Genomic DNA, 13,326 nt, shown 5'->3' with positions numbered 1-13,326 from the left:
CCGGGACACGCTTGTGAACGCGTTCACATTCACAAGCTATTATGACGTACGGATTTTCGACAGGGGAAGGGGGGTCCCCTTCGGGAGTCCATTACGGAGGGGGGTCCCCATATGGCAACCCCCCTGACGTCACTCGTTACGAACCCTCACATCCGCGAGGGCTAGAGCTCCTTGCGGAACCCCTCCGCCACCTTCAGGAAGATGTCGTTGCCCTCGGTCTCCCCGATCGTGACCCGCACGCCCTCGCCCGCGAACGGCCGCACCACCACGCCCGCCCGGTCGCAGGCCGCCGCGAAGTCGAGCGTGCGCTCCCCCAGCCGTAGCCACACGAAGTTGGCCTGGGTCTCCGGGACCGTCCAGCCCTGGGCGCGCAGCGTGCCGGCCACGCGGATGCGCTCGCCGACCAACGAGCCGACGCGGCCGAGCAGTTCGTCCTCGGCGCGCAGCGAGGCGATCGCCGCGTCCTGCGCGAGCTGGCTCACCCCGAAGGGCACGGCCGTCTTGCGCAGCGCCGCCGCCACCGGCTCGTGGGCGATCGCGAAACCGACCCGCAGCCCGGCGAGGCCGTAGGCCTTGGAGAAGGTTCGCAGGACGCAGACGTTCGGCCGGTCGCGGTAGAGCTGGACGCCGTCCGGCACGTCCATGTCGCGGATGAACTCCCGGTACGCCTCGTCCAGTACGACGAGCACGTCGCCGGGCACCCGGTCCAGGAAGCGCTCCAGCTCGGCCCGGCGTACGACCGTGCCCGTCGGGTTGTTGGGGTTGCAGACGAAGATCAGCCGGGTGCGGTCGGTGACGGCGTCGGCCATCGCGTCCAGGTCGTGCACGTCGCCCGGGGTCAGCGGCACCTGCACGGCCGTGGCACCGCTGACCCGCGTGATGATCGGGTACGCCTCGAAGGAGCGCCAGGCGTACATGACCTCGTCGCCGGGTCCGGCGGTCGCCTGGATCAGCTGCTGGGCGACGCCGACCGAGCCGGTGCCGGTGGCCAGGTGGGAGACGGGGACGCCGAACCGTTCCGCCAGCTCGTTCATCAGGCCGGTGCACGCCATGTCGGGGTACCGGTTGAAGTTCAGGGCCGCCGCGGTGACGCTCTCCATCACGCCGGGCAGCGGGGGGTACGGGTTCTCGTTGGAGGACAGCTTGTAGGCCACCGGACCGTCCGCCGAGGCAGGCCTGCCCGGCTTGTAGGTGGGGATACCCTCCAGCTCGGCGCGCAGCTTCGGGCTCGTCTCGCTCACCGCAGTCCTCCTTGTGACCACCACCGGCACCACCGGCTATCAATACTGCTCACCTTATGAGGATTCGCCGCCGGGGCGTACAGGTCCGGTGCGGGTGAGCGGTCTCCGGCGTACGGGCGAGCGGTCGCAGGCGTACAGGCAACCCGTCATCGATGTACGGGCAACCCGGCATCGACGTACGAGTGAGCAGTCATCGACGTACGGGTGAGGAGTCATCGGCGTCCGCGTGAGCGGCCTCGGGGATCCGCGTGGCCGACCTCCGGAGTCCGCGTGAGCAGTCGCCAGGTGTCTGCCGGGTCGCCTCGGGGTCGCCCCACGTGTCCCATCCGCATCAGGGGCAACACCGTACGAAGGCGCACGAACCGGGGGCGCGCTGTACATATATCTATGCGCCGGTAGCTCGCGCCGTGGCGCGCATCCCTCGTGCAGGTGAGTTGAGACCTCTTCGAAACATGGGGGGCTTGGCAGGCCCATGCGCGTCGACAAGTCACGTAATGCCATCACATCGTTTAACTGACTTTGTTTCTAAGGTAGTTGACGGCTTTTGACCTTGCAGAAACGTGCCTGTCAACGCGTGCATATGCGTCCGCACTACCCCACCGCATGAGCCCTACTATCGGCTCGCCATGACAGCAGCAGGGAAGCACCAGGTGAGCCGCGCGGAAACCTCTCGTCGAGGAAGCCGGCCGGGCCGGGCGGGAATCAGAGACGTGGCCGCCGCGGCCGGAGTCTCCATCACGACCGTCTCCGACGCCCTCAACGGCAAGGGCCGGCTCCCGGACGCCACCCGACGCCATGTCCGCGAAGTCGCCGACCGGCTGGGCTATCGGCCCTCAGCGGCGGCTCGCACACTCCGTACCGGCAAGTCCGGCCTCATCGGCCTGACCGTGACGACGTACGGGGATGAACCTTTCACCTTCACCGAGTTCGCGTACTTCGCCGAGATGGCGCGGGCCGCCACCTCGGCCGCGCTCGCCCGCGGCTACGCCCTCGTGATCCTCCCCGCGACCTCGCGCCACGACGTGTGGTCGAACGTCGCCCTGGACGGCACGGTCGTCATCGACCCGTCCGACCAGGACCCGGTGGTCAGCGAGCTCGTCCGGCAGGGTTTACCGGTCGTCTCCGACGGCCGCCCGGCCGGCTCGCTCCCGGTGACCGCCTGGGTCGACAACGATCACGAGGCCGCGGTCCTGGGCATCCTGGATCACCTGGCCGACGCCGGCGCCCGCCGGATCGGCCTGCTCACGGGCACGAGCACGGACACGTACACGCGCCTCTCGACGACCGCATACCTGCGTTGGTGTGAGCGGGTGGGCCAGGATCCGGTGTACGAGTCCTATCCGGCGCACGATCCGTGCGCGGGGGCCGTCGCCGCCGACCGGTTGCTCGCCCGGCCCGACCGGCCCGACGCGGTCTACGGCCTGTTCGACCCCAACGGCACGGATCTGCTGGCGGCGGCGCGGCGTTACGGGATGCGGGTGCCGGAGGATCTGCTGCTCGTGTGCTGCAGCGAGTCCACGGTGTACGCCAACACCGAGCCACCGGTCACCACGCTGTCGCTGAAGCCGCGGCGGATCGGTACGGCGGTGGTGCAGCTCCTCATCGACGCGATCGAGGGGGTCGAGTCCGACCTGCCGATCGAGCAGGTGATACCGACGGAACTGATCGTGCGGACGTCGTCCCAGCGGCGCCCGCCGAGGACGACGGTGAGTCCGCCTCGGTCGCCTGAGGGGAAGTAGGGGCGGCCGGGGTGACCCCGGGAGGCAGAGTCTGTGCTGGCGCCGGTGTCCGTGTCGGTGTCGGTGCTGTTCCGGTGGGTGTGGGCTTCGGCGGGGTGAGGGATGCGGGGGTGTCCGGAGTTCCGTCGCGTGCCGGGGGGCAGGGTGGGGTCGGTGCCGTTCCGCTCGCGCCGGGTGGGTGTGGGCGTGACCGGCGGGCTCGGCACCCGGCGCGAGCGGAACGGGGCCGGGACTCCCACCCGCCACCCCGATCCGGCCGAGGCAGGACCCGGAGTACTCGCGCCGGACGCCACGAGCGCGGCCGAGGCGGTGCCGCCAGGCGCCATGGGGATGGCCGGAGCGGTACCTGGGGACTCCCCTCAGCCCGCGGCGCGCAGGACCCCCCTCAAGTGCCCGTGGCGGGCCGAACGGTGCCGGGACTCCCACCCGGCGCCGGGGTCGGCCGGGCGGACGGTGATGCCTGCGCCCTCCCGGGCAGGGCCGGCGGTGGAGACCGTACCGGCATCGGACATTCGGTCAGTACCCGGGCGGGACTGACGGTCGTACCGGAGCCGGCAAGGCGGACCGTGGAATCGGCACCCTGGCGGGCAGGGTGCCGTGGGGACCGGCGACGCAACGGGCGACCGTCACAGCGCCGGGCACGCGGTCGACACGGGCGCGAGGGCCGACCGGTCCGGCGATGAGACCGGCACCGTGGCGGGCGGGGCGCATACCGAGCACCGCCAAAGCGCAGGCATCCTGCACCCCCCTGGCCCCTCACCCCACATCCCTCACCAGAGACTGTGCAACCACCCCCGCACCCCCACCCACCCCACCGCAACCAACCACCACCGACGATTTCCAGCCGCCCCAACGGCGCGAACCAACCCCCGCCCACCCCCCGTCAAGCAGAAGGCCAACAGCCGAACCCCTGCCCAATCGGGGCGAAAGCCGCGGTGGACCGGAGTCCTGGTCCGATTCAGCACCCCTGGGTCATCACATGGCGCGATCCGCATTCCTATGATGGGCCCACGACACCGCGGGCCGCTGCGACCAGGCAGTCCGACGCGGTGCAGCTGCGGCGCGATGGTGGAGGGGTCGATGACTCAGGGGGCCGGTCAGGGACCCGAGACGGAGCGGACGGCGACGTTGCGCGACTTCCGGGTACCCGCGTACGTCCACGAGACCGGTCCGTACGCCGACAGCGCGCAGCCCGGCGAGGCCGTACGACCCGACGAGGAGGCCTTTGACGAGGCCTTCGACGAGGTCTATCCGGAGGGCTACACGCCCACGCAGCGCGATCTGCCCGTCATCCGTCGGGGTGACACGGTTCAGGTCGCGGTGGACCCGGCGTCGATGGCCGTCCCGCAGCAGACGGAGGGCCCCGGTCCGCTGTTCGTCGTAGGGGATGTGCACGGCTACCTGGACGAACTGGTGGCCGCCCTGCGGGAGAAGGGCCTGATCGACGCGGCCGGCAGCTGGTGCGCGGGCACCGCGCGGCTCTGGTTCCTCGGCGACTTCACCGACCGCGGACCCGACGGCATCGGCGTCATCGACCTCGTCATGCGGCTGTCCGCCGAGGCCGCCGCGGCCGGCGGCTACTGCAAGGCGCTCATGGGCAACCACGAGCTGCTCCTGCTCGGCGCGAAGCGCTTCGGCGACACCCCGGTCAACTCCGGCGCGGGCACCGCCACCTTCCAGGCGGCCTGGCTGCTCAACGGCGGCCAGAAGACCGACATGGACCGCCTCCAGGACGTCCACCTGCAGTGGATGGCCCGCCTGGACGCCATGGAGCAGGTCGACGGCCACCTGCTCGTCCACTCCGACACCACCGCGTACCTCGACTACGGCGACTCGATCGAGGCGGTCAACGACAACGTCCGCGAGACCCTCACGCGCAACGACGCGGACGAGGTCTGGGACGTGTTCCGCAAGCTCACCAAGCGCTTCTCCTTCCGCGACGAGGGCGGCGCCGAGCACGTCCGTTCCCTGCTCGGCATGTACGGCGGCACCCGGATCGTGCACGGCCACAGCCCGATTCCGTATCTCCTGGGCGACGTGGGCTCCGAGGACGGCGAGGACACCGCCGGTCCCGTGGTCGAGGGACCGCACGTCTACGCCGAGGGACTGGCCATCGCGATGGACGGCGGCGTGACCATGGCCGGAAAACTGCTGGTCCAGCAACTGCCCCTGGATATCTGAGCGTTTATCGGGCAGTCGTCCCCTCCGGAGGACCGGCGGACGACAGCGCTGGCCAGGGGCCAATTTCTGGAAACCCCCTGTCACCGTATGCCGTCGCCGCTCTACCATCGGCTTATCCGTAGCAGGCTCCCCTCCGTTTCTGCCCGACGGCTCGTTGGCATGCGAGCCCCAAGCCCTACGGAGCATCGGGGGATGCACATGAACAGCGTTCCGCAGCACCTGCACAGCGAGGACCGCCAGGAGTACGAGCGGATCCTCGACGAGGCGCTGCGCTCCGCCCCTACCCGCCCGGAACTGGCCGCTGTCGGCAAGCGGCTCAACCCCGAACAGCTGCGCACCATGGCGCTGAACGCCACCGCGCTCATCACGGCGGCCGCGGCGACCGAGTACCAGCACTATGTGAAGGTCCGCGAGGAACTGCGCCGGCCGGCGCCGTCCACCCCGTCGGCCGTCCACGAGACCGACTCCGCGGAGCCGGGCGGCGTGGGCGCGATGGGGCTCGCCACCACCCTGGGGGAGGCGGCCGAGGGTGCAGGCGCCATCGCCGTCGCCGCCGTCCTCACCCCCGTCCTCGCCGGCACGGCCGCGGCGATATTCCTGCTCGTGGGCTACATCCTCAAGATGCTCAGCCCCGAGCCGGCGTTCGCCAAGACCATGCTCACCGCCGGCTGGGTGTTCGGCGCCATGACCGCCGCGGCGATCCTGGTCGCCGCCGTCGGCCTACTGCTCACCGCCCTGCGCAACAGGCCCTCGCTCGACACCGGCCCCTACGGCGAGTCGGGCGGCGAAGTGGCCCGCGCCAGGGATGCCTGGCACGACGCCCTCCTGGAACGCGGCCTCCTGCCGTTCCTCCAGGAGGCGCTCGCGGCGCCGAGCACAGCGACACTCCGCCGTACGACACCCAAGGCCCCGAGTCGCATGCCGAACCTCGGCTACGACCGCCCGGGCTTCTCCAGCCCGGACGACGGCCCGGAGCCGGGTCACCGCCCGAGCTTCTCCAGCCCGGACTTCAGCAGCCCGGACTTCGGGGGGCCCGAACACCAGCCGGACTAGCCCCTCGGCTTGCGCCCCCAACCAGGGGAGCGCAAGCCGAACGCCCGGTCACCGGGTGACCAGGTCACAGGGGCGGCCGAGTGCTGCGCGCCTCGAACAGCAAGTCCCTCAGGACGCCCCGTCGGTAAGCCCTGCCGGGACTCCACTCAGGACTCCACTCAGGACTCCTCTGAGGACGCCTCCTCAGGACGCCTCTCAGGAAGATCGATGACCGCGATGCTCTCGGCCTGCGCGACAGCCAGCCGCCGGCCGTCCGGGTGCAGGGCCGCGACGGGCGTCGGGATGTGGGTGACCCCGTAACTCCCCTCCCTGCTCGGCACTTCCACAGCCGGCCACTCCGCCATCGACGCCCCCGTCGTGACATCGATCAGCCGCGGATGCCCGTACAGCGAGACGAGCGTGTCACCCCGCGGGATCAGCGTGCCGATGTGGAAGTCGACCCTGTTGCGATGCACCCACCGCTTCCCGGAGAGCGACCACACGCCCAACTGCCGTTTGCCCAGGCCTTCGGTCTCCGCGCTCTGCTCCTCGTCGACGAACTCCTCCCCGGTCGCCACCGCCACGCGGTCACCGTCGAGCCAGCAGGCCGAGATCACCTCGGAACTGTTGCCCGGGTAGAAGGACGGCACGCCAAGGGCGTCGAGCACAGCGGGATCCCTCAACGCCCGGTCCAGGTCGAAGACTTCGGCGATCCCGTCCGGATGCCACACCCAGCCCGCCGACAACAGATGAGTGCCACCCGGAGACACCGCCAGCCGCGAGTGGAGGACGTCGTTCTGCGTACGGTCGCCGACCGTGAGCCGCTCGCCCGTTTCCGCGTCCTCGATCTCAAGCAGGTCGTACTGGTCCGGGCAGTGCACCAGTACCTCACGGCCGTCCGGCAGGACCCCGAGGGCGACCGGATAGTCGAAGTCCTCGGCGTAGTCGTCATTGCGCTCCAGCTCACGGACCGGCCGGTCGCCCTCCAGCAACAGTGCCCCGGTGCCCCGCTCGTCGTAGACCACGGTGAAGCGGCCGGACGGAGAGCTGACGCTCCGGTCGAAGGAATACCCATGATCGTCCGAGACCTGGCGCTCCACCCCATCAGGCCCCCAGCGCCGACCACCCACGACATCGACCAGATCATCGCCGTCCCACGCCAGCGACTGCGCCTCGTCCGTCACCTGCAGAAAAATCACGGTCCCCATCCCCCAGTCCCCCAACCCACAACCCACAACCCACAACCCACAACCCACAACCCACAACCCAACATCCCCCGGAGCAGTTCCACTCCACAGACGAATCTACGGGCGGGGGCAAACCCGTAGGCCGTAAGGGGGGCCAGGTGCACCCCCCATCCGGAGGACAGTCCCATCCCCTCGCGCCGACAGATCCGGTTGGCTGGTGATCGTCACCGACCAGGAACCAGAACACCGGGGGATACGACCATGCAGATGCCGTCGCCGAAGAAGACCGGCGCAACCGTGCTGGCAGCAGCGCTCCTCGCCCTGGGCTCACCCCTGGCCGCGACCGCCACCACCGGGCACACCGCGCCGAAGCCGTCGTCCTACACCGAGCACACGCTCCGCCAGGACCTCGCAGCCGTACGAAAGGCCGGCGGCGGCGACGTGAACGTGCTGGCCAGGGTCGACGGCCCGAACGGCACCCCGCTCATGGCCCGCATCGGCACCCGCACGGCCGGCTCCACGGCCCCGATCCCCTGGAACGCGCACTTCCGCGTGGCCAGCACGACAAAAACCTTCGTGGCGACCGTCGTCCTCCAACTCGTCGCGGAGAAGCGCCTGTCGCTCGACGACACCGTCGAACACTGGCTGCCCGGAGTCGTCGCCGGCAACGGCAACGACGGCAGCCGCATCACCGTCCGCGACCTCCTCCGCCAGACCAGCGGCCTGTACGACTACATCGACGACCCGGAAATCCAGGACGCGCTGATCAACCACTTCGACGAGAACCGCTACGACACCACCTCCACGGCCGACCTGGTCGCGGTGGCGATGAAGCACCGGCCGGTGTTCGTACCCCGGCCGGGCGGGCCCACCCGTTGGGCGTACTCCAACACCAACTACCTGCTGGCCGGGATGATCGCCGAGAAGGCCGGCGGCGCGAGCTGGCAGGACCTGGTCGCGCACCGGATCATCGCGAAGCTCGGACTGCGGAACACCTCCATTCCCGGGCTCAACCCGTTCCTGCCCGACCCACATGTGAACGCCTATCTGACGACCGCCGACGGCAAGCGTCTCGACGTCACCGAGCACAGCTACCAGCACACCGCGGACTCCGGTGTGGTCAGCACCACCGCCGACCTGAACACCTTCTTCCGCGCCCTGGCCGACGGCCGGTTGCTGCCCGCCGAGCAGTGGCGCGAGATGCGGCAGACCGTCCAGCGCACCGACGACCCGGAGGACGTCGCCGAGATGCCCGAGGGAACCTACGGTCTCGGCCTCCGCAAGATCCCGCTGACCTGCGGCGGCTTCTACTACACGCACGAGGGCGACGGCGCGGGCGTCAACACCCGCCCCGCGGTGAGCGCGGACGGCAGGCGCGCGGTGACGGTCTCCATCACGACCACCACCGCACCCCCGGACCTGACCGCCCTCAACCGCGCGACAGGCACCCTCGTCGACCACGCCCTGTGCGAGAACCCCGCCAAGAACTGACCGAGAACTGGCCGAGAGCCGATCGAGAGCTGAGCAAGAGCCGAGCGAGAGCCGGGCCGGTCGCCGTCAGTCGGCGATCGGCAGGTACACCCGGTTGCCCGCCGCGGCGAACTCCTTCGACTTCTGCTCCATCCCGACCTCGATCTCCTCCCGACTCCCGCCGTGCTCACGCCGGATGTCGTGGGAGATCTTCATCGAGCAGAACTTCGGCCCGCACATGGAGCAGAAGTGCGCCGTCTTGGCCGGCTCCGCCGGAAGCGTCTCGTCGTGGAACTCCCGTGCCGTGTCCGGGTCGAGGGCCAGGTTGAACTGGTCCTCCCAGCGGAACTCGAAGCGGGCGTCGGACAGCGCGTCGTCCCATTCCTGCGCACCGGGGTGCCCCTTGGCGAGGTCGGCTGCGTGGGCGGCGATCTTGTAGGTGATGACGCCGGTCTTGACGTCGTCACGATTGGGCAGGCCCAAGTGCTCTTTGGGCGTGACGTAGCAGAGCATGGCCGTGCCCCACCAGGCGATCATCGCGGCACCGATGCCGGAGGTGATGTGGTCGTACGCCGGCGCGACGTCCGTCGTCAGCGGGCCGAGCGTATAGAACGGAGCTTCATCACAGATCTCCTGCTGAAGGTCGATGTTCTCCTTGATCTTGTGCATCGGGACATGTCCCGGGCCCTCGATCATGGTCTGTACGTTGAAACGCTTCGCGATCGTGTTGAGTTCCCCGAGCGTCCGCAACTCCGCGAACTGCGCCTCGTCGTTGGCGTCCGCGATCGACCCCGGCCGCAGGCCGTCGCCGAGCGAGTACGTGACGTCGTAGGCGGCGAGGATCTCGCTCAGTTCCTCGAAGTTCTCGTAGAGGAACGATTCCTTGTGGTGCGCGAGGCACCAGGCCGCCATGATCGAGCCGCCGCGCGAGACGATGCCCGTCTTGCGGTTCGCCGTGAGCGGTACGAACGGCAGCCGCACGCCCGCGTGGACGGTCATGTAGTCCACGCCCTGCTCGGCCTGTTCGACGACCGTGTCCTTGTAGATCTCCCAGGTCAGCTCCTCGGCGCGGCCGTCGACCTTTTCGAGCGCCTGGTAGAGCGGCACCGTGCCGATGGGGACGGGGGAGTTGCGCAGCACCCACTCACGGGTGGTGTGGATATTGCGGCCGGTGGACAGGTCCATGACCGTGTCGGCGCCCCAATGGGTCGCCCAGGTCATCTTCTCGACCTCCTCCTCGATGGAGGAAGTGACCGCGGAATTGCCGATGTTGGCGTTGACCTTCACCAGGAACCGCTTACCGATGATCATCGGCTCGATCTCGGGGTGGTTGACGTTGGCCGGCAGCACCGCCCGCCCGGCCGCGATCTCCTCCCGGACCACCTCGGGCGAAACCTTCTCCCTTACGGCCACGAACTCCATCTCCGGCGTGATCTCGCCCCGTCGCGCGTAGGCGAGTTGCGTGACCGCCGTGCCGTCCCGCCCGCGCCGCGGCTGACGCGGCCGGCCGGGGAACACCGCGTCGAGGTTGCGCAGTCCACCGCGCGGTGAGGTGTGCTTGATCCCGTCGTCCTCGGGGCGGACGGGCCGGCCCGCGTACTCCTCGGTGTCGCCGCGGGCGATGATCCAGTTCTCCCGCAGCGGCGCCAGCCCCCTGCGGACGTCGGTGTCGACGAGCGGATCGGTGTACGGGCCGGAGGTGTCGTACAGCGTCACGGACTGCCCATTGGTGAGGTGCACCTGACGGACCGGCACCCGAAGATCGGGGCGCGAGCCCGCGACGTACCCCTTGTGCCAGCCGATGGACTGCTCGGCCTCCGCCGGTTCTCCGGCCGCCGTGGGCTGCTCGGCCCGCGCGAACTCCTCGCCCGGAATGGGCTGTTCGTCCTGGCTGACGGCAGACGTGTGTGCGTCCTTGTTGGTCATGAGACCTACTCCCTACGCCGGCATTACCCGGTAACAGGTTCGGCGGTCGACGCAGCGGCTTCCGTCAGTCGATGTTTCATGTGAAACATCACTCGATTCAGGTGACGTTTCACGTGAAACAGCGCAAAGACGAAGGTCAGCGCCCTCTCAGCCCGGTGCTCCGAGCTCCCGCGTGTGCAAAGGTGCCTCCACGCTAGCGTCATAAGTGGCGCGCTGAACAGTGGGCCTCCGGCGTTCTTGCGATGATCGGGCGGTGACCACCACACAGCAGCCCCCGTACCCGCCGACCGGGCGGCCGCATGGCCACGACCACGGACCCAGCGATGACCACGGCTCCGGTTCCGGGCACGACCACGGCTCGGGTGGGGACGGTGGACACGGCCCGGGTGGCGACGGCGGGCACAGTTCCGGAGCAGGCGGTGGAGGACACGGTCACTCGCACAACCACGGCCCCGCCGCCCCCGTCTCCCGGCATCTGCGGAAGGTCATCGCGGCGATCCTGATCCCGTTCACGGTGGCGGTCGTGGTCGGCATGGTGGTGCTCTGGCCCGGCGGCGCCCCGTCGCACAAGCGCACCGGGGTCGGCTTCGACCGGCAGACACAGCAGGCGACGGTCACCAAGGTCATCAGCGTGAGCTGCGCCTCGGTGAACGCATCGGGCGGAGGCTCGACCGGGGACACCTCCACCGCCGAGGGCTCCTCTGCGGCGCAGGAAGCGGGCGGCACCTGCAAGAAGGCCACGGTCACGGTCTCCACCGGCAAGGACAAGGGCCGTACGTTCACGGAGATCGTGCAGCCCGACCAGTCACGGCAGTTGCATCAGGGCGAGAAGGTCGTGGTCGCGTACGAGCCCTCCGCGCCCAGGGATCTGCAGTACTCCGTCACCGATGTGAACCGTAAGTTCCCGATGGCACTGCTCGCCGGGATCTTCGCGCTGGCCGTCGTGGTGGTGGGCCGGCTGCGCGGTGTCATGGCGCTGGTCGCGCTGGCCATCAGCTTCATGATCCTGAACTTCTTCATCCTGCCCGCGATCCTGCACGGCTCGAACCCGCTGATCGTGGCGGTGGTCGGATCGAGCGCCATCATGCTCATCGCCCTCTACATGTGCCACGGCCTGTCGGCCCGAACATCGGTGGCGGTGCTCGGCACCCTGATGTCGCTGGTGCTGATCGGCGTCCTGGGCTCGGTGTTCATCGGCTGGGCCGCGCTGACCGGCAACACGGACGACAACACGGGCCTGATCCACGGGCTGTACCCGTCCATCGACATGAGCGGTCTGCTGCTCGCCGGCGTCATCATCGGTTCGCTCGGCGTGCTCGACGATGTGACGGTCACCCAGACATCGGCGGTCTGGGAGCTGCACGAGGCGAACCCCGCGATGGGCTGGCGCGGGCTGTACCGCGCCGGCATCCGCATCGGCCGCGACCACATCGCGTCGGTCGTCAACACGCTCGTCCTCGCCTACGCGGGCGCCGCGCTGCCCCTGTTGCTGCTCTTCTCCATCGCGCAGAGCAGCGTGGGCGCGGTCGCCAACAGCGAGTTGGTCGCCGAGGAGATCGTGCGCACGCTGGTGGGTTCCATCGGCCTGGTCGCATCGGTACCGGTCACCACGGCCCTCGCGGCCCTGGTGGTCTCGGCGGACCGACCGGGGCGCGAGGCGGTTCCGGCGGGTGCGGCTGGACCGGGCTCGGCTACGACAGCCGCGTCGGCCACGGCGGCGCCGAACGCCAAGCCCGCTCCGGCGCGCGGCGGGAAGGGCCGGCGCCGCAAGCACTGAGACGCCGTGGGCGCTGATTGATTCACCGCAGGCACTGCGGCGGGCGGCGAGAACCGCCCCAGGGAGCCACGCAGAAGCGTTACTGCGGATCCCCGGACCCGCGGTACTTCAACCTCACCCGAGGCCTTCAGAACTCCACAGGGCCCTTCAGGGTTCCCGGCGCTTCCAGCGGCTTCACGGCCCGTGCGGCTTCAGAGTCCGTGGCGAAGCGTTACGCCAACTCCCGACCCCGCCGCCGACACGACACCTCACCCCGCGCTCTGCTCCTCCGCCAGGATGCGGTCCAGCGCCTCGTCGAGGTGGGTGTCGAAGTCGGCGAGGGCGCCCTCCTGACCGAGCGGAACCAGCCGGTCGGTGCGGTCGAGGAACGCCACGAGCGGTGCCGCGCCGGTGCGGAACAGCGCCTGGTCGCTGCCCACCTGAAGCCGGATCAGCACCTCGCCCAGCGTCTCGGGGTCGACGGGCTCGATCCGCACGTCGCCCTCCCCGCACGCCATACCCACCCCGTCGATCAGCAGCTCGCGGCCGAAGGTCCAGGTCACCGGTGCGTCCCCCGGCAAATGGAAGGTCAGCCGCACGGCGTACGGATCGCACGTCTCGTAGCCCAGCTCGACCGGGATACGGAAGGAGAGCTCCTCGGAAACGAGGAAGCTCATCATGACCTCTGCCTGTACGGACTCGCGCATCGCCTATCCCGTCAACTGCCGTCGCCTGGCTGGGAATGATCCCCGTGACACTGAAGGAATATTGCTTAACGTACACGTTAGATCACA

The 13,326-nt window shown here is 69.5% G+C and carries 10 protein-coding genes and 1 riboswitch; of the genes, 5 read left to right on the top strand and 5 right to left on the bottom strand.

All coding sequences use genetic code 11. The features are described from left to right. Nucleotides 1-161: 161 nt before the first annotated feature. Nucleotides 162-1,241: a histidinol-phosphate transaminase gene (gene hisC, locus OG407_RS26735; RefSeq protein ID WP_405861843.1), complete on the bottom strand. Its 1,080-nt coding sequence runs from the start codon at nucleotides 1,239-1,241 to the stop codon at nucleotides 162-164. 626 nt (nucleotides 1,242-1,867) lie between these two features. Between hisC and OG407_RS26730 the strand changes: the two genes are divergently transcribed. Then, entirely contained in the window at nucleotides 1,868-2,980 is a 1,113-nt protein-coding gene (locus OG407_RS26730) for a LacI family DNA-binding transcriptional regulator (protein WP_403589605.1), read from the top strand. A gap of 359 nt (nucleotides 2,981-3,339) precedes the next feature. Here the strand turns inward: OG407_RS26730 and OG407_RS26725 are convergent, their stop codons facing one another. Then, on the bottom strand, nucleotides 3,340-3,492 hold the full coding sequence (locus OG407_RS26725) for a hypothetical protein (protein WP_405861841.1): 153 nt from the start codon (nucleotides 3,490-3,492) through the stop codon (nucleotides 3,340-3,342). Nucleotides 3,493-4,045: 553 nt separating this feature from the next. On the opposite strand from OG407_RS26725, the gene OG407_RS26720 reads away from it, so the two are divergent. Both OG407_RS26720 and OG407_RS26715 read left to right on the top strand, forming a co-directional pair. Then, nucleotides 4,046-5,161 (top strand): metallophosphoesterase, encoded by a 1,116-nt coding sequence (locus OG407_RS26720; RefSeq protein ID WP_405861839.1) that lies wholly within the window; start codon nucleotides 4,046-4,048, stop codon nucleotides 5,159-5,161. A gap of 192 nt (nucleotides 5,162-5,353) precedes the next feature. Then, nucleotides 5,354-6,214, top strand: coding sequence for a hypothetical protein (locus OG407_RS26715; RefSeq protein WP_405861837.1), 861 nt, complete (start codon nucleotides 5,354-5,356; stop codon nucleotides 6,212-6,214). A gap of 158 nt (nucleotides 6,215-6,372) precedes the next feature. On the opposite strand, the gene OG407_RS26710 is transcribed toward OG407_RS26715, so the two are convergent. After that, entirely contained in the window at nucleotides 6,373-7,401 is a 1,029-nt protein-coding gene (locus OG407_RS26710) for a hypothetical protein (protein WP_405861835.1), read from the bottom strand. Between the two features lie 240 nt (nucleotides 7,402-7,641). Between OG407_RS26710 and OG407_RS26705 the strand changes: the two genes are divergently transcribed. Then, nucleotides 7,642-8,871 (top strand): serine hydrolase domain-containing protein, encoded by a 1,230-nt coding sequence (locus OG407_RS26705; protein WP_405861833.1) that lies wholly within the window; start codon nucleotides 7,642-7,644, stop codon nucleotides 8,869-8,871. Between the two features lie 66 nt (nucleotides 8,872-8,937). Here OG407_RS26705 and thiC read toward each other — a convergent pair whose 3' ends face one another. Beyond that, nucleotides 8,938-10,776 (bottom strand): phosphomethylpyrimidine synthase ThiC, encoded by a 1,839-nt coding sequence (gene thiC, locus OG407_RS26700; protein WP_405861831.1) that lies wholly within the window; start codon nucleotides 10,774-10,776, stop codon nucleotides 8,938-8,940. Continuing rightward, nucleotides 10,769-10,958, bottom strand: a riboswitch (TPP riboswitch). (Overlaps the previous gene by 8 nt.) 71 nt (nucleotides 10,959-11,029) lie before the next feature. Between thiC and OG407_RS26695 the strand changes: the two genes are divergently transcribed. Further along, nucleotides 11,030-12,553: a YibE/F family protein gene (locus tag OG407_RS26695; protein WP_405861829.1), complete on the top strand. Its 1,524-nt coding sequence runs from the start codon at nucleotides 11,030-11,032 to the stop codon at nucleotides 12,551-12,553. 248 nt (nucleotides 12,554-12,801) lie between these two features. Here the strand turns inward: OG407_RS26695 and OG407_RS26690 are convergent, their stop codons facing one another. After that, the gene (locus OG407_RS26690; RefSeq protein ID WP_328681540.1) at nucleotides 12,802-13,239 is read right to left on the bottom strand and encodes an SsgA family sporulation/cell division regulator; all 438 of its coding nucleotides are present in this window, start codon (nucleotides 13,237-13,239) and stop codon (nucleotides 12,802-12,804) included. Between the last annotated feature and the right edge of the window lie 87 nt (nucleotides 13,240-13,326).

Origin of the sequence: Streptomyces sp. NBC_01515 (assembly GCF_045040345.1) — a bacterium.
Lineage (GTDB): Bacteria > Actinomycetota > Actinomycetes > Streptomycetales > Streptomycetaceae > Streptomyces.
This window is presented reverse-complemented; position numbering and strand designations above follow the sequence as displayed.

Coding starts and splice junctions, on each gene's coding strand:
- OG407_RS26730 (WP_403589605.1), top strand. CDS start 1,868: ATGACAGCAGCAGGGAAGCACCAGGTGAGCCGCGCGGAAACCTCTCGT.
- OG407_RS26725 (WP_405861841.1), bottom strand. CDS start 3,492: ATGTCCGATGCCGGTACGGTCTCCACCGCCGGCCCTGCCCGGGAGGGC.
- OG407_RS26720 (WP_405861839.1), top strand. CDS start 4,046: ATGGTGGAGGGGTCGATGACTCAGGGGGCCGGTCAGGGACCCGAGACG.
- OG407_RS26715 (WP_405861837.1), top strand. CDS start 5,354: ATGCACATGAACAGCGTTCCGCAGCACCTGCACAGCGAGGACCGCCAG.
- OG407_RS26710 (WP_405861835.1), bottom strand. CDS start 7,401: ATGGGGACCGTGATTTTTCTGCAGGTGACGGACGAGGCGCAGTCGCTG.
- OG407_RS26705 (WP_405861833.1), top strand. CDS start 7,642: ATGCAGATGCCGTCGCCGAAGAAGACCGGCGCAACCGTGCTGGCAGCA.
- thiC (WP_405861831.1), bottom strand. CDS start 10,776: ATGACCAACAAGGACGCACACACGTCTGCCGTCAGCCAGGACGAACAG.
- OG407_RS26690 (WP_328681540.1), bottom strand. CDS start 13,239: ATGCGCGAGTCCGTACAGGCAGAGGTCATGATGAGCTTCCTCGTTTCC.